General features: G+C 41.5%; 16 protein-coding genes. 15 read left to right on the top strand and 1 reads right to left on the bottom strand.

Annotated features, from left to right (window positions below; translation table 11 throughout):
- Positions 1 to 34 precede the first annotated feature (34 nt).
- The 15 genes from MKY19_RS19960 to MKY19_RS19890 all read left to right on the top strand — a co-directional run bounded on the left by MKY19_RS19960 (position 35) and on the right by MKY19_RS19890 (position 15,444).
- Positions 35 to 520: a hypothetical protein gene (locus tag MKY19_RS19960; protein WP_042129237.1), complete on the top strand. Its 486-nt coding sequence runs from the start codon at positions 35 to 37 to the stop codon at positions 518 to 520.
- A gap of 196 nt (positions 521 to 716) precedes the next feature.
- Entirely contained in the window at positions 717 to 2,687 is a 1,971-nt protein-coding gene (locus MKY19_RS19955) for a serine hydrolase (protein WP_339797176.1), read from the top strand.
- Positions 2,688 to 2,832: 145 nt separating this feature from the next.
- Positions 2,833 to 3,564, top strand: coding sequence for a class I SAM-dependent methyltransferase (locus tag MKY19_RS19950; RefSeq protein ID WP_339797174.1), 732 nt, complete (start codon positions 2,833 to 2,835; stop codon positions 3,562 to 3,564).
- 65 nt (positions 3,565 to 3,629) lie between these two features.
- Positions 3,630 to 4,226: a hypothetical protein gene (locus tag MKY19_RS19945; RefSeq protein ID WP_339797172.1), complete on the top strand. Its 597-nt coding sequence runs from the start codon at positions 3,630 to 3,632 to the stop codon at positions 4,224 to 4,226.
- On the top strand, positions 4,223 to 4,786 hold the full coding sequence (gene cysC, locus MKY19_RS19940) for an adenylyl-sulfate kinase (protein WP_339271726.1): 564 nt from the start codon (positions 4,223 to 4,225) through the stop codon (positions 4,784 to 4,786). Before MKY19_RS19945 ends, cysC begins: the two co-directional genes overlap by 4 nt.
- A gap of 190 nt (positions 4,787 to 4,976) precedes the next feature.
- Positions 4,977 to 6,956 carry an AraC family transcriptional regulator gene (locus tag MKY19_RS19935; RefSeq protein ID WP_339797170.1) on the top strand — a complete coding sequence of 660 codons (1,980 nt, stop codon included), beginning with the start codon at positions 4,977 to 4,979 and terminating at the stop codon, positions 6,954 to 6,956.
- Positions 6,957 to 7,064: 108 nt separating this feature from the next.
- Positions 7,065 to 8,069, top strand: coding sequence for an iron ABC transporter permease (locus MKY19_RS19930; RefSeq protein WP_339242430.1), 1,005 nt, complete (start codon positions 7,065 to 7,067; stop codon positions 8,067 to 8,069).
- Positions 8,062 to 9,063 (top strand): iron ABC transporter permease, encoded by a 1,002-nt coding sequence (locus tag MKY19_RS19925; RefSeq protein WP_339797167.1) that lies wholly within the window; start codon positions 8,062 to 8,064, stop codon positions 9,061 to 9,063. Before MKY19_RS19930 ends, MKY19_RS19925 begins: the two co-directional genes overlap by 8 nt.
- 39 nt (positions 9,064 to 9,102) lie before the next feature.
- The gene (locus MKY19_RS19920; RefSeq protein ID WP_339797165.1) at positions 9,103 to 10,164 is read left to right on the top strand and encodes an NAD(P)/FAD-dependent oxidoreductase; all 1,062 of its coding nucleotides are present in this window, start codon (positions 9,103 to 9,105) and stop codon (positions 10,162 to 10,164) included.
- A gap of 235 nt (positions 10,165 to 10,399) precedes the next feature.
- The gene (locus MKY19_RS19915; RefSeq protein WP_339797163.1) at positions 10,400 to 11,179 is read left to right on the top strand and encodes an SDR family oxidoreductase; all 780 of its coding nucleotides are present in this window, start codon (positions 10,400 to 10,402) and stop codon (positions 11,177 to 11,179) included.
- A 139-nt stretch (positions 11,180 to 11,318) separates the two neighbouring features.
- A complete protein-coding gene (locus MKY19_RS19910; protein WP_339797161.1) occupies positions 11,319 to 11,795 on the top strand; it encodes a GNAT family N-acetyltransferase in 477 nt (158 codons plus the stop codon).
- A gap of 185 nt (positions 11,796 to 11,980) precedes the next feature.
- Positions 11,981 to 12,733 carry a DUF4184 family protein gene (locus MKY19_RS19905; RefSeq protein WP_339797159.1) on the top strand — a complete coding sequence of 251 codons (753 nt, stop codon included), beginning with the start codon at positions 11,981 to 11,983 and terminating at the stop codon, positions 12,731 to 12,733.
- Between the two features lie 742 nt (positions 12,734 to 13,475).
- On the top strand, positions 13,476 to 14,141 hold the full coding sequence (locus MKY19_RS19900) for an ATP-binding protein (protein ID WP_339797157.1): 666 nt from the start codon (positions 13,476 to 13,478) through the stop codon (positions 14,139 to 14,141).
- A gap of 125 nt (positions 14,142 to 14,266) precedes the next feature.
- Positions 14,267 to 14,929, top strand: coding sequence for a YetF domain-containing protein (locus tag MKY19_RS19895; protein WP_042189803.1), 663 nt, complete (start codon positions 14,267 to 14,269; stop codon positions 14,927 to 14,929).
- A gap of 41 nt (positions 14,930 to 14,970) precedes the next feature.
- Positions 14,971 to 15,444: a GNAT family N-acetyltransferase gene (locus MKY19_RS19890; RefSeq protein ID WP_339797155.1), complete on the top strand. Its 474-nt coding sequence runs from the start codon at positions 14,971 to 14,973 to the stop codon at positions 15,442 to 15,444.
- Between the two features lie 47 nt (positions 15,445 to 15,491).
- Here MKY19_RS19890 and MKY19_RS19885 read toward each other — a convergent pair whose 3' ends face one another.
- Positions 15,492 to 16,901: an MDR family MFS transporter gene (locus tag MKY19_RS19885; protein ID WP_339265930.1), complete on the bottom strand. Its 1,410-nt coding sequence runs from the start codon at positions 16,899 to 16,901 to the stop codon at positions 15,492 to 15,494.
- Position 16,902 lies beyond the last annotated feature (1 nt).

Below are 16,902 nucleotides of genomic sequence, written 5' to 3'. Positions count from 1 at the left end.
GTAATCTATATGGACGTGAGAAAAGGAGGGGCACATGGATCATATAGGGGTTTATAGAGTAAGGCGTCCGTCGTTAATACCACTGCTGATAAGCATCAGTGTGCTATTGGGTATTCAATTATTTCAAATTTATAACCTGAACCATCGCTATACAGCTAGCGACGATTTAGTGCTTTCTTGTTTACTTTATGGTCAGGCTATTTTTTGTCTGATTGTCGAAATCGTGTTAGTCTACAGAATATTTACCATCAGAAGGGTTGTTGAAATTCAGATTCAACCGGAATCTATATTAATAGAAGATCTAAGAATAGAAGCAGATCGGATTAATGATATTTATATAAAAGGATATTTTAGTCCTGTAGTTGGGATTAGACCTAAAGTGAATAAATTTGTTCCTTATAAATTATGTTTTAATTTTCTGTCACAAAAAGATGAAGATGAAGTGATGAAACAGTTAAAGGCTTGGGCCGAACGAAATCAGATCAATGTATCTCATAAAAGTTTTTCGAGATGGCTCTAAGCTCCTCTAAATTAATATACGAAATGAAAGACACTGACTCCTTGTTGGTGTCTTTTTTTTTGATTAAATCGTTATGTCATATGACATGTAACGAAGCTAATTGGTGACAGAACGTTTCTAGCTAGAATGACAATCCGTTTGTGATACTCAGAACAGGTTTACTATTTACAACTAACCCTATAGAGGAGAATGGATTATGAAGAAAAAGACACGCAAGCTTAGCGTCATCGCACTATTATTATCAACAGCTGTATTTACAGTATGTTCAGCACCAGTCTCCACTAACGCAACCAGTTCGAAAGGATCTTTTAATGGAAAAGAAATCGAGGCTTTCGCGGACCCTATATTTGCGCAGAAAATGAAGGAATACAATGTGAACGGATCCAATTTTGTAGTGGTTAAAGACGGAAAGGTGCTCGTGAATAAAGGGTACGGATATGCGGACAAAGAAAAGAAAACACTTGTCGATAAGAATACCGTCTTTCAGATCGCATCCGTGTCGAAGACATTTACCGCTTTAGCAGCTTTGCAGCTAGTGGAACAAGGAAAGATGGATCTTGATCACGATATCAATGCGTATCTTGGCGGAATGAAAGTACCAAATGAAACGGAAACTCCGTTAACCTTAAGAAATATGTTATCTTACACAACGGGCTTTGATTACCCGGATAAAGCTAACTTTGTTGCACCGGAATATGTAGATCAGGACATCCCCATGAAAAAGTTTATGACGGAGCATATGCCGACTGTCGTTCGGACGCCGGGTGAAGCGTATACCTATGATAATTTTGCCTTTTTACTTGCGGGCTATGCGGTTGAGAACGTAAGTGGTACCCCGTTTTATAAGTATATGGAGAACCATGTGTTCAAACCGTTAGGAATGAACTCTACTAGTGCTCGATTTACCCCAGAGCTTTTAGCTAGAATGGCCACGCATTATGGACCAGATGGTAAACCTCATCCAACCTTTGGGCATGCGCCTACCGATGGGCCACAGGGCAGCATCCTTTCCACAGGAGAAGATATGGCTAAATATTTAACTCTTTTTCAACAACAAGGTAGCGTGAATGGGAAGCAAATCATTAGTAAAGAAACCACGAAGATGATGCAAACGTACTCTGTATTTGCGAATGAATCGCTTCCGATGACGACGGTTGGAGGATTTGAAGGGTATCGTAATGATCTGATGAATGGCTATCATGTGGTTCTCAAAGGTGGAAATATGCCTGGTCATCAATCACTGATCGTATTATTGCCAGAGGAGAATACCGCTTTCTACATGTCCTATAACAATGACACAATGATGAGCTTAGACATTTATGAAGCCTTGATGGATCACTATTTTCCTGAAAAGAAAGCACCAGAGGCGCCAACGTATCTCCCATTGCCTGCATCAGAAGCTACTAAATATACTGGAACTTATTTGAACACCAGATTCTATTTCTTGAAATCGAACTTCACCTATGCAGATGGCAATCTGATTATGGAGACTGGAACAAGCGGTACACATACGTTACGAATGATTAATCCGCTATTGTTCGAAGATGAATTAGGTAACAAATTGGCCTTTAAAAAAGATCATAAAGATCAGATCGAATACTTTTATTATACGAATCCTAATAGCCCAGACTTTGTTTCAGATGCTCGTAAGGTTCACACGAAGCCAGCATTCGCTGATGTATCTGAGGAGAGCCCTTATAAATCTTACATCGACAACCTGTATTCGCTTGATGTGATAAGTGCTAAATCTGGCAACAATTTCGAACCACAGGGAACGATGACGCAAGGTGAGTTTATGGATGCTCTAATTCTTGCTCATGGTTGGTACGGCTTTCCTCATTTAATTGAGGGGAATAAAGAATTAACGAAAAAAAGTATCCCTGGTTTTGATCGTAATGCTGTTATTACAAGACAAGTAGCAGCCGTTATGATTCAAAATCTAAAACAAGCTAAGCAAGCTTCAGAAATTACGCTTAAAGGTGACACAGACTCATGGGCCACTGATTCGATCATAGCATTAGTGTCACAAGGCATTGTAGATCCTGATACAAAAGTGAATGATGACGGGTCTGTCGATTTTCGTTCTAAAAAGCCTTTGCTTCGCCAAGAAGCGAGTGCATTACTTGATCTTGCTTTTGGATACTATACGTTGCCAATCAAACACTAAGAATTGGACACCTCAGAGAGACTCTTTGGGGTGTTTTTTTTAATGATAGGAGTTTAAGAGCTAAATGAAATTATCGGTAGTATAAGGTTGTTTTAGATGCTAAAATTACCCAAAAGTATACTCTAAACAGCAAGGAGGTATTTTTTTGGATTACAAAGGGTCATCGGTGTATGACAATGAAGATTTTTTCTATAACTATTTATTGAGAAGAAACAGAGCGGATAGCCCAAATAACATTATTGAAAAGCCGGTTATATATGATCTTATGGGCGATGTACTTGGGAAAAAGGTGCTCGATTTAGGATGCGGGGATGCTAAGTTCGGATATGAGTTGCTTGAGCAGGGATGTAACTTTTACGAAGGTGTGGAAGGTTCAAGTAATATGGTCAAAGCGGCAAAAGAACTGTTAAATACATCTAAAAGTGAGATTCACCATGCTACTATGGAGAGTTGGAATTACCCAAAAGAGAACTATGATTTGGTAATCTCTCGGTTAGCTATTCATTATTTACAAGACCTAGAACCAATCTTTGATAGTATCCGTAGTGCGCTTATCCCTAATGGTCAGTTTATTTTTAGTGTACAGCATCCGGTTCTAACATCATCCATGAAAAGTGCAACAACTTCAGAAAGAAAGTCGGACTGGATCGTCGATAACTATTTTGAAATGGGTAAGAGAATGGAGCCTTGGATTGGAGAAAGTGTAGTTAAGCACCACAGAACTTTTGAAGAGTATTTTCAGTCACTGAAAAATGTAGGATTTAAAATAGAGGATATTAGAGAATGTAAACCAAATCCTCAGTTTTTTGATAGTGAAGGCGAGTATAAGAGAAGGATGAGAATCCCACTTTTTCTCGTGTTTAAATGTATAAAATAGTTTGTTGAAGTAACGCTAGTCTAATGAGCATATGAATGAAAAGAATTGCAATAAGGAGGACTAAGATGAAACGGATGCAGTTTATACGCCCAACCGAGCATTACGATCAAAGAATAACTGATATCGATGAGCAGATTTGTGCATTGATAAAACAACGTAAGGAACGCTCGGATAATAATCCAGGATTCCCATCTTTTGAGTATATTTCAGATTGGGCGGCGAAGTTTGAACTTTACGAGGATTTTTTGAAATCGGTATTTGGGACATTATTTAGTGAAGATCATTTTAAGCCGATGGTCGAGCCAACGGGTTTTAGAAAACATATTGCTGTTCTACAATCTATTGAGGCAGATGAGTTCTTCTATACACTGACCTCTATACGACAATACAGTAATGCAAGTGTTGTCACGCTTAGTATAGATTGGGATATTACCTCTGAATTATATGCCAATAAACTTAACCATTTTGAGCTGTATATAGGAGAAGCGTATGACAGTAGAATGACGAATGGCGGAAGTTCATCAGGACATGCAGCTTATAACTACGTAGTATCTCCGCCACTCCCCGACGATATCTCCGGTATTAAATTAGAGTTCAGGGAATTTAGTTCACCCTTAAAGAAGGATGGGACAGGTACTGAAATTGTGTTTAAGCTAGAATAACCATACAAAGTATTTTAACAATAGAATCAAGCAGGAAGAGGTACGTATCTATGAATCAAATGATCTGGCTAACTGGACTATCGGGTTCAGGTAAATCTACGCTTGCAGAGGAACTGAAAAATCACATTGAGAATTGCTACATTCTGGACGGTGATACATTGAGGAGAGGTATTAATCAGGATCTTCAATTTAGCGAAGAAGATCGATTGGAAGTTGGTAGAAGAATTGGTGAGATTGGTAAGATTCTGCTTGATGCGAACCTGAATGTAATCGTTGCCTCGATCTCTCCCTACCGCTCTACACGCGATAAGGTCCGTTCTCTCATAGGGGATTGCTATAATGAAGTTTATGTTCAATGTCCTTTGGAAGTATGTGAGGAGAGAGATCCGAAAGGTCTATATAAACAAGCAAGAGCCGGACAAATCAAGCATTTTACGGGTATTGATTCTCCATATGAGGAGCCCGTTAGCCCGGATGTGATCGTAGAGACAGACAAGTTTTCCTTAGATGAATGTGTGTCGAAAATCCTTCAACACACATCAGCTATGGGGAGGAAATAAAACATTTATTAAATTTGATAGAAAGACGAGCAAACGAATCAATTGTTGCTCGTCTTTTTTACGTTCCATTGTCAGTAACACCGCTGGAAAATAGTTCTGCGAATATCATTGTAAATGATAATCATTATCATATATGATGGGGGTATAAATCTCTCAACATGGAGTGATAGAGAAGGGGGAGCGCAAGACGGTGACATTGAATGATCAAGCTTTGCTATGGAATCAGGCATTCATCAAGATCATAGATATACGACATAGAAGAATGGAACAAGACGAGGAGCTGCATGCGTACAGAATGCCCTCAAGCGTCTTCTTATATGTGACTAGAGGTAGCGCACATCTCCAACTGGACGGCATAGCACACCGCGTCAGCCGGTTTTCCTTGCTCCATGGGGGCAAGGGTCTCTACCTTGATATTACGGCAGATGAGCTGCTGGAATACTATATTATTTTGTATAAAGCGGTACTAGCACTACCATCCCGTCAAGAAACGATCAAGCTGATGGAGAAGCACAATCCGTTTCAAATGCAATATGTATTTAAGCCCCATTATCCGATTTCCGTTTTCCATCATGTCACCTCCATGAGCAAGGAGTGGCATCGTTCAGATCTACTCAATAAGCTTCAAGTTAAAGCGATATTTTATCAAATGGTTTATGAAATTCTAGAGCAGATGGAACGCCAGAATATCATAGCCGTTAAGCCTGACTTGGTGGCCCAAGCGGTTCGTTATATTCATGAACGCTATCGGGAGCCGATAACGCTTGAGACGCTGCTTGAACACCTTAGTTGCAGCTCCAGACAGCTACTGCACGCCTTTAAGAAGCAAGTGAGAACGAGCCCGATCGATTATTTGATTCAATTGCGGATGAGCAAAGCGAAGCAGTTGCTTCTATCCACAGATTTCACGCTGAAGGAAATTGCCGAGAGTGTAGGCTATACCGACAGCTATTATTTCAGCCGTATCTTCAAGAAATACGAGGGTGTTTCTCCCACCAGCTTTAAAGAAGCAGCGTTGCAACAGGAGCAGCGTCGAAATAATCCATCCTTCGTGTTCAGATCTCCCATTGTTGCTAGAAGGCAGCAACGTTATATTGGTAATGAGTTTGAGAATCATTATCAATATAAAAGAGAAGGGGAAATACCGATGTATCGTAAGTCAAGAACAACAATGGCAGCAACCTTATTATTTTGTTTCGTTCTCTTTTTGAGTGCATGCTCGACAGGGGGAACGAATGTCACACCGACAAGCAACAGCACTTCTACTAATAATGTTGCAACTTCCGCAAGTCCAGCTGCGAGTCCGTCGACGGATGTAAGTAATGACACAAGAGTGATTAAGCATGCGATGGGGGAAGAAACGCTTACCGGCGCCCCTGAACGTGTTGTCATATTGACCAATGAAGGAACAGAGGCACTTTTGGCACTGGGCATCAAACCGGTCGGAGCCGTTCAGTCTTGGATTGGTGACCCTTGGTACGACCATATCAAGAAAGACATGGAAGGCGTTACGGTTGTGGGAGACGAGCTTCAGCCGAATATTGAATTGATCGCGAGCCTCAAGCCGGATCTGATTATCGGTAATAAGGTCAGACAAGAGAAAATCTACGATCAATTAAAGCAGATAGCTCCGACGATATTCTCCGATGACCTGGCAGGAGATTGGAAGATTAATTTCAAGCTCTACTCCGAAGCTTTAAACAAGCAGGAAGAAGGAGCGCAGGCGATGGCGGACTTCGATAAACGAGTTGCGGAAGTCAAGGCGAAGCTCGGTAGCAAAGCAGACACGAAAGTGTCGGTGGTGCGCTTCTCCGCGAAACAAGTGCGTATTTATCAGAAGCAAACGTTCTCCGGCGTGCTCTTGAGCCAATTAGGAATTGCACGGCCTGAGTCGCAGGATAAAGACTCCTTTATCGAAGTGATGACCAAAGAGACGATCCCTAGCATGGACGGCGATGTGCTCTTCTATTTCGTGTCGGAGACTCCGGGCAAGGACGATGCATCGAAGGTCGTGGAGGAATGGAAAAAAGATCCGTTGTTCCAAAATTTGAGCGTTTCAAAGAACAACAAGGTGATTCAAGTCGATGAAGCGATCTGGAACTCGGCAGGCGGATATGAAGCAGCCAATCTGTTGCTGGACGAACTCGTTAAATACTTTGATGTGAAATAATAAAGGCGGATCGAATCAACAAGCTGGCGCTGTATTCGCGTCAGCTTGTTGACGATTCCGGCAGTTTAGTTGTTAAGACTGCCAATGAATAGGAGGCTCGGTGCAGACGTGAATGGTTCTTTCCTAAGCAAGCGGAAGCTCGCCGGCCTAGTTGTCGGTGCAATTTTGCTTCTAATTAGTATGTTATGCAGTGTATTGTATGGTCTTCATCAATTCAGCTTGAAAGATCTATGGCTGGCTTACAGTCAATTCAACGGTTCCAACGAACATCTTATTCTGACGAAGGTTCGTGTTCCCCGAACCCTGATTGCGGCACTGGTGGGGGCAAGTTTAGCAGTAGCCGGGGCGATTATGCAGGTTCTGACAAGAAATCCGCTGGCTTCGCCCTCCGTCTTCGGTGTAAATGCGGGCGCTGTGCTATTTATTGTCATCGGGCTACTCGTATTCGGTTCCTCGTTAACGATGAGCGGCATGGTCTGGCTTGCTTTCGCAGGTGCGGTTGCAACATCGGTGGTCGTCTATACGCTTGGATTGCAAGGAGGCGGTTTCGAGCCGGTAAAGCTGACCTTGGCCGGCGCTTGTATGGCAGCTTTCGCTTCCTCTATTACATCCGGCATTATTCTAATTAATAAGCAATCGTTGGAATCTGCCCTATTCTGGATGATCGGCTCTGTAGAAGGAAGAAATCTGGAGCATTTATTGATGGTTCTGCCTTATATGGCAATAGGAATGACGATCTCACTATTACTCTCGGGCTCGTTAAATATTATGGCGATTGGAGACGATAGCGCGAAGAGCTTGGGACAGCGTCTAACGCTGGTCCGCGTGCTGTCTGCTACGGCAATTGTACTATTGGCGGGAAGCTCGGTAGCAGCAGCTGGTCCGATTGCTTTCATAGGACTTATTGTCCCTCACTTATGCAGATACATCGTTGGGCATGATTTTAGATGGCTGCTTCCTTATACCGCATTAGTTGGGGCGATTCTTTTGGTGACTGCGGATTTAGCATCGCGCTTTATTCTGGAATCCAGAGAAGTTCCGGTTGGTGTCGCAACGGCGATTATCGGCGTTCCCTTTCTGATCCATGTGGCTAGGAGGAAACAGCATGCTTAAAGCGCGTATAGCGAAGCATTCATTCTTGTTGTTTTTAGGTTTAACTTGTCTCGTTGCTGCCTTGTCACTCCTTAGTTTATCCGTTGGGGGAGTTAGCGTACCATTAAAAGAGGTACTTGCTTCTCTTACGGGGCGAAACGCAGAAGCCAGCAACTTGATCATTATGCAGTTCCGTTTGCCTCGAATAGCAGCCGCTATACTCATTGGCGCAGCATTGGCTGTAGCGGGTGCGCTATTACAGGGCGTCATTCGCAATCCTCTCGCTTCGCCCGATCTGCTGGGTGTAACAGGAGGGGCATCGGTAGCTGTGGTTGCCTTCATGACTTTCGTGACCGGCTACAGTATCCACTGGGTACCGTTCATTGCCATCGGCGGCGCGTTGGTTGCGACAACAATTAATTATGTATTTGCCTGGAAAAAAGGCGTGTCGCCGTTTCGGCTGGTGCTGATCGGCATTGGCATTTCTACGGCAATGGGCGCGCTCACAACGTTTCTGCTAATTAGCGGGCCGGCTTATTTGGCCGCACAAGTGCTGAATTGGATGACGGGAAGCATCTACGGCACCAATTGGAGTTATATTGAAGTGCTGTGGCCGTGGGTAGCGGTATTCATTCCTTTATCGCTACTGCTCGCGAAGGAATTAAATGTGCAATCCTTAGGTGAGGATGTCGCTCGCGGGCTTGGAAGCAGGCTTCAGTTAAGCCGAATGATTCTCTTATTTTATAGCGTTGCACTTGCCGGTGCTGCAGTTGGCGTAGCCGGGACGATATCGTTCATCGGATTGATGGCACCGCATATCGCCAGAATGCTGGTTGGAAATTCTTACAAGCTGATCATCCCGGTATCCGCATTAATAGGTGCAATCATTCTACTGTTGGCGGATTTGGCAGGAAGAATGCTTTTTCAACCGCTAGATGTTCCGGCAGGCGTGTTCACAGCAGGCATTGGAGCTCCTTTTTTCATGTATCTGCTGTTTAAGCGCAAGAAGATTTAGATCTTCTTTCAAGAGGATGAGAACAGAGGGAGGCAAAGGATGGGGCAGAAATTGGAGCTTTTTGACGTAACTATAATCGGTGGAGGACCGGCGGGGTTGTATGCTGCCTTTTACAGTGGAATGCGCGACATGAAGACGAAACTGATTGAGGCGAGAGAGGAACTCGGAGGAAGGACATTAATGTATCCGGAGAAGATCGTCTGGGATGTCGGCGGCATGGCCCCCGTTCGCGCAGCACAGCTGACAAAGCTCATGATCCAGCAAGCTCAAACTTTTGATCCGACCATTGTACTGGGTCAACAAATTACCGGGTTGGAGAGATTGGTTGATGGCACGATGCGTATAACATCTGCGACCGGAGAGCAGCATTGGAGCCGGACGCTGATTTTGGCCATAGGCCATGGTGCGCTAAAGCTTGCTAAGCTTAACCTGCCCGGAGCGGAAAATTACGAAAAGGATAATCTCCATTATAACGTTACGGATGTGGCAAGCTTTCGCGGTAAAAGAGTGCTAATCTCCGGAGGCGGTGATTCAGCTGTCGATTGGGCTAATGAACTAGTAGGAATCGCTTCATCGGTTACGCTCGTGCACAGGCGGGAACGATTCAGTGGTATGGAACGGAATGTGAGGCGGATGAAGGCATCGAGCGTTCAAGTTCTTACGCCATATGCCATTAAGGATTTATATGGGAATGGCAATCGCCTTGATGCTGTTTCAATCGCTCCATTAAATGCGGAGGGGGAATGGACGGATGAAACAGAACAGGAGCGTCTTGCGGTGGATGCCGTCCTAATTAATCATGGGCTACGCGGGGATTTAGGTCCTATTGTAGATTGGGGGTTAGTGAGAGAGGATTGGAATTTTAATGCGGACGAGAAGCTGGCAACCAATCTTCCAGGAGTGTTCGTGGCTGGAGATACGGCAAATTACGGTAGCAAGCTTTATCTTATTGCCGGAGCTTTTACGGATGCAGCGTTAGCCGTGAACAGCGCCAAGTTGTATATCGAGCCGGATGCGTCAACAAGAGCGCAGGTCTCCTCACATAACAGTAAGTTTGATGAGAAGAACAGGGCGTTAGAACTTGTAGAGGAACGAAGCTGAAGGGATGACTTACAAGCGATGTAAATTCATTAATAGTTTTGGAAAGTTTATCTATGTTTGAAGCAGAATTTCAGCTACTATTGTTAAAGGATAGAACAGTAACTGTTCCTACACTAATGCACATAATTAATAAGACGGTACACTATCTCCCTTATAGATTAGTGATGCTGAATCTGCTTATGTCTATGGATCTCTACCTATCTATCCTTCTAATTTATGATCGGAGATGGTATAGATGAACTCATTGAAAAATAAAATTGCTATCGTTACTGGAGCAAGCAGATCCACAGGAATTGGAACAGCCATATGCCGTTCACTTGCAAGCCAGGGGGCAGATATTTTCTTTACGCATTGGCATCCTTTTGATGAAACGGAAGGGAATGGTGGAGAAAAGGAATGGCCGGAGCAACTTTGTGCAGAACTGAAAAGCTTGGGAGTTAGGGCGAGTCACATGGAAGCAGATTTTTCCAATCCTGAAATCTCAATAAAGATTATGGATCAGGTAGAACAAACTTTAGGAAATGCTTCCATTTTGATTAACAATGCAGCTTTTTGCGTGCCCACGAATTATCAGAACCTGAGCATCACTTCGTTAGATCAACACTATGTAGTGAACAATCGTGGCACGGTTTTACTCAGTACTGAATTTGCCAGAAGATTCGAAAAGAATCATTCAAAGGGGACTCCAGGTAGAATTATTTTTATGGTTTCTAAAGGGCCTGACCCTGATAACCTGGCTTATATATTGACAAAGGGTGCATTAATTGGATTAATTGAACCTCTTTCTGTTGGTTTAGCTCCGCTTCATATCACAGTCAATGGTTTTGATCCGGGTCCTACGGATTCCGGGTGGATAACGGATGAGATGAAAACTCATTTTTTACCTATGTTTCCAATGGGAAGAATCGGTTTGCCAGAAGATGCAGCTAGAGGCATTAGTTTCTTAGCGAGTGATGATTCGCAGTGGATTACGGGGCAAGTAATAAAGTCTGAAGGTGGATTTCTAGGAAAATAAAAGACATAAGTACTTCATCCTGGCTACCGATTGAATGGTAGCCTTTTTTAGCTAGTGGGCAGACTCTCGCTACAAAACATGGAAAATGATGATATAATATCCAAACTCAATAATTTAGATATGAAGGGAGAAGCCCAGCATGATTACTCTCAGAAAGATCACACTAGAAAACCGACGTGCTATTTTCAATTTGGAGGTTTCAGACGATCAACGTCGCTTCGTAGCGTCCAATTTATCAAGCATGGCTTCGTGTTATGTCCTTGTAACCAATGGTGGTCATCCATTTCCGTTTGCGATTTACGCGGATGAAGAGCCGGTTGGTTTTGTGATGATGACTTATGGTATTACTGGATATGAAGTGCCATCCTTTGTAAATGATAGCTATTGTATCTTGCGACTAATGATTGATAAACGATACCAGAATCAGGGCTACGGCCGAGAAGCCATGACAAGAATTTTGGAATTTATCCGCACTTTCCCGGCTGGCCCCGCACAATATTGCTGGATTTCTTATAAGGCTGATAACTTGTCCGCTAAAAGGCTCTATGAAAGCTTCGGTTTCCGTGACAGCGGCGAAATTATTGAAGAAGAGCTAACAACCGTATTACGACTTTGATTTGCTTTCCACTTTTCAAAGGTAGTTTCTTCAGCATTATGCTTAATTTAGAAAGCCCGAGGTGTGATATGGAAAGAGTAGCAAATATTAGAATGGAAGAGAAGAGATATCATGATATGTGTTACGATAGCTATAATTTATTCGAGCCATTGCTAAGAAGTTATAAATAACACTAGGAGATGGTTATGCCTTTTACCTTTGCTCATCCTATATTTGCACTTCCGTTTAAATATGTGAAACCAAAATATTTTAGTACTACAGGCTTGATATTAGGAAGTATGTCGCCTGATTTTGAGTATTTTATTATGCTTGAGCCCTATCAAAGTATAGGCCATTCTATCAGAGGACTATTTTTGCAGGCGATTCCCCTATGTGTGATCCTTGCAGTGATTTTCCATGTCATCGTAAAGGAAATATTAGTATTGCATCTTCCTTCAAACTATAATATTGATCAACGAGCATACAATACCTTAAGCAAGTGGAGATTGAATCCTAAGGGCTGGGTAGTGTTTATCCTATCTGTGATTATTGGTTTTTTAACTCATGTGTTCATCGATGGATTTACACATTTTAATGGTTACTTTGTTGAGCGATATTCTCCTCTAAGAGACCTAATGATTTCTGAGTTCCCTCTTTATAAAATACTGCAGCATTCTTTTTCGGCATTCGGATTAATCATGCTAACCTGGATGATAATTAGTTCTTTGTATCGACACCATGAAACGATAACGACAATACCAGCGGTTTCTATGAAACAAAAGATTGTTTTCTGGACATTAGTAGTTGTTGTAGCAGTTGTTTTGTCCAGTATAAAGTTATTTTTTAGTTCGAGCGGGAATATAATCGGTATTCTTGTGGTTTCACCTATAACGGGGATATGCTTAGGAATTGTACTTGCATCGCACATTATAAGCGTGATACAAACAACAAAACAATAAAAATCATCGCTTCATCAAAGCATCCATAGGGTGCTTTTGTTTTTTATTATTTTAAAAATGGTTGAGAAATACATAGTTAATAAGGGGAACTTTACTTATAATATTACTTTAGCGTATTTTTCCAGTACGCTGTCTTTTAAGCAACACTAGGCTGAAAGGAAGTTATCCCTTGTTTGAGACTTTGCTTTTGAATTTCTTGTTTTTATTGTTTCCAATCTTAATTTTTCTACTTTTCTTTGAGAATCGTGCTTTTGCTTATAATAGTAAGATTCTAGTTCTACTGTCGGCAGTGACCATGTGTCTCTGTATAGCCAAACCTTTTAAACTCGATATGGGCTTTATTTTTGATTTGAGATATGTTCCGTTTATTATTGTAGCTCTTTTTGGTGGATACAAGAACGTTCTACCGCTATATATCCTTTTAAATATCTATCGATTCTATGTGGGGGGAGAGGGTACGTTACAATCCTTTCTTTTCGCCACTTCAATCCTAATCCTGGTCCCTCTATATAGTAAAAGGTTCTTAAAACTAGATTCGAAAAGTCGCATCATCGCGGCAACAATAATTTCTTTTCTGACGATGGGATTTTACCTAATTATATTAGGTTTTACACAGGGGAGTTTAAATAGGGAATATTGGTTTCTCACCTTAAATGCCTTTACGACGCATGTCGGGGTAATGTGTATCAATATGATCTTAATAGAAAAGATTATTACTAATATTAAGAATCGCGACCGAATTATGCAATCTGAAAGATTAAATGTCGTGAGCGAGCTAGCGGCAAGTGTATCACATGAAATCAGAAACCCGCTTACAGTGACCAGCGGTTTTTTGCAGCTGTTGAATAAATCGAAGACGATCACAAGGGAGGAGAAACAGTACGTAGAGTTATCTCTATTAGAATTACAGAGGGCTGAAAAAATCGTGAGTGACTATCTTTCATTTGCTAAGCCGCAATCCGATAATATGGTTTATTCCAACATGCAGGAGGAGGCAGAATATACTAAAAATATCATCATGCCTTATGCCACTATGCACAAAGTAGAGGTCAAATTTAATTTTAATAATTCGCTATTCAAAAATTATGATCGGAACCAAATACAGCAATGTCTTATTAATCTATATAAAAACGGAATCGAAGCCATGAAGGAAAAGGACGGTGGTACGCTGTTCATCGATATTTCGGAAAAAAAACAAAATATTATTATCAGTATTCGCGATACTGGCATTGGAATGACAAAGGAAGAAATATCGCGTCTCGGTAAACCGTATTATTCGACCAAAGCTGAAGGCACGGGACTGGGGATGCTTATGGTCTACAGTACCATTGATAAAGTGAAAGGCATTGTTGAAGTTGATAGTGAAAAAGGCAAAGGCACAACGTTCATTATCACCATTCCAACATAAGGGCAAGTTGCAGAGTGTCTCGTTTGCTGTTTATCCCCCACTAGGAGTGTGTAATACCTTTCATGAATGGATTTCGTGTCATAAGGGAAACGACCCTGTGCGAAGTCCCATCTGGAGGTGCAGCAATGGAGATATTTGTAACTATAGGTGTCAAACTGATCATTAGTTTCTTTGGTTTGTGGATCATTACCTTTATTACTGGCCGCAAGACGCTTAGTCAATTGACGCCTCTCGATTTCCTGTCATCATTGATTTTAAGTGAGATTGTAGGGAATACGATATATGATAATGAGGTGAAGATCTGGCATCTGCTGTTTGCGCTTTTCATCTGGACCGCTTTGTCTTATTTGTTTGAAAAGGCAACGACCCATTTTGTGAAGTTCGGGAACATGGCGGAAGGCCGGACGGTGTTGCTTATTGACGATGGCAAAGTGAATCAGGATTTGATGGAGAAATACGATATTGAGTTTACCCAACTGCTGTTTATGCTGCGGCAGCAAAATATTTTTTCTCTAAGTGAAGTGAAGTATGCTCTGCTCGAAACGAATGGCTCACTGTCGATTATGCGCAAGTCTGAAGAGGAGCAATCGGAGCAGTCTTCCTCTTTTTCCATTACAGTTATTGATAAAGGTAGGCTGCTGGAAGATTCGATGCGTGGCAGACCGATGAATAAGATACAGATCCAGGAATGGATCAGGGAGCATGGCTATCAATGCGTTGAGGACATTGCTTATGCTGAATACAAGGAAGACGGATCACTCTATATCATACCTAAAAACAAACCATAAACCTTGTTAATAGTAATATATTTTAATGGAGGTACATCTTTATGGGGATTTCTTTATGTAAAGCAGACGTAAGTGATGCGGAATTTATTCATCAAATGCAAGTCAAAGCCTTTATGCCATTACTTGAGAAATATAAGGATTATGAAACCAGCCCAGCCAATGAATCCGTAGAAAAAATGATAAACCGAATTAATCAGTCTTTTACAGATTATTTTATGATTAAGAATTCTGATATTGTTGTGGGCGGTGTCCGAATCGTTAAAAAGGAAAACAACACTTACCGTGTCAGCCCCATATTTATTATGCCAGAATACCAGGGGATGGGGATCGCCCAGCAGGTTTTTACAATCATTGAACAGAGATATAATGACGCGAAAAAATGGGAGCTGGATAGTATTGAGCAAGAGCAGAGGAACTGCTATTTATATGAAAAGGTAGGATATAAACGAACAGAAGAAACAAAGCGAATAAACAATAAATTAACTTTAGTATTTTATGAAAAATATATGGATTAAAATTTAGACAGCGGACAGCTCGTGTCCACTGTCTTTTTTGATTAAAATTAATAAACTCTAATACGCTTCACAAATAACGATAAAATTAATCCGATAACTGCAATTGCTGCGATAAATAAGTATGCATGTGTAATTCCTGCGGTTAAAATTTCAGGCTGTGCAGCAGTTGGATGTGTATTAGCGAATCGTGTTTGTCCGCTAGACATTAGTGTAACAGCGAACGTTGTACCAAGAGCACCTGCGATTTGTTGAAGTGTGTTCATAACAGCTGCCCCATCCGGATAGTATTTCACGGGTAACTGATTTAAGCCATTGGTTTGAGCGGGCATAATGACCATAGCTAATCCGATAAACATAGCGCAGTGTATTAAAATAAAGGTCAGGTTACTGGTTTCAGTAGAATTGCTTGTAAATAGAAAACCTGCAATGGTTGCGATGGAGAATCCAAGCGGCAGCAATAATTTCGGACCGAATTTATCAAATATTCTACCCGTAACTGGAGCCATAGCTCCGTTAATCACACTGCCTGGAAGGAGTAGAATTCCTGCAGCTGTAGCTGATAACAATAAACCTCCTTTTAAATATAACGGTAATAAAATAGCAGAGGATAAGATGATCATCATTCCTAAAAAGACCATTATTAGACCTATTGTAAACATAGGATATTTAAACACTCGTAAATTTAGCATCGGCGTTTCCAACTTAAACTGTCTAAATACAAACAGGATTAAGCTGATGACACCAACGATAAGAGGCAGATAGACAATGATTTCACTTAAAGCATGATCAGCGATGTTGCTAAATCCAAATACGATGCCACCAAATCCGAAAGTAGAAAGTAGAATGGATAAAATATCTATTTTAGGTTTAGAGATTTTGGCTACATTTTTGATAAATGTTAATCCGAATCCAAATGTAAATAATAATAAAGGTAAACTTGTCCAAAAGATAAACTCCCAGCCCAAATGATCCACGATCAAACCAGACAAAGTTGGCCCGATGGCCGGTGCACACATAATAACAAGTCCCATCATCCCCATGACAGTTCCACGTTTATGTGCAGGGAAAATTATTAGAATAATGTTCGTCATTAGGGGCAGCAATAAACCAGTTCCCAAGGCTTGCACTAAACGCGCAATTAATAAGGAGGTGAAATTGGGGGAGAGGGCAGCAATTAAAGTACCAATGATAGATAATAACAAGGATGCTGTGAATAATTGTCTAGTGGTAAACCATTGCATTAATAGGGCGGATATCGGAACGAGGATACCTAGTACAAGTAAATATCCTGTGGTTAGCCATTGAACCGTTGAGGCGTTGATTGAAAATTCATCCATTAAGTTGGTAAAAGCCATATTTAAGGCGGTTTCACTAAATAGTCCGACGAATGCTCCTAGCATAAGGGAGAAGGCCATTAGGGCGGGACGTTTAACTTGAACAGCTGCTGTTGATTCCATG

Origin of the sequence: Paenibacillus sp. FSL R5-0744, from assembly GCF_037972555.1 — a bacterium.
In the GTDB taxonomy this organism is placed as follows: Bacteria; Bacillota; Bacilli; order Paenibacillales; family Paenibacillaceae; genus Paenibacillus_AQ.
This window is presented reverse-complemented; position numbering and strand designations above follow the sequence as displayed.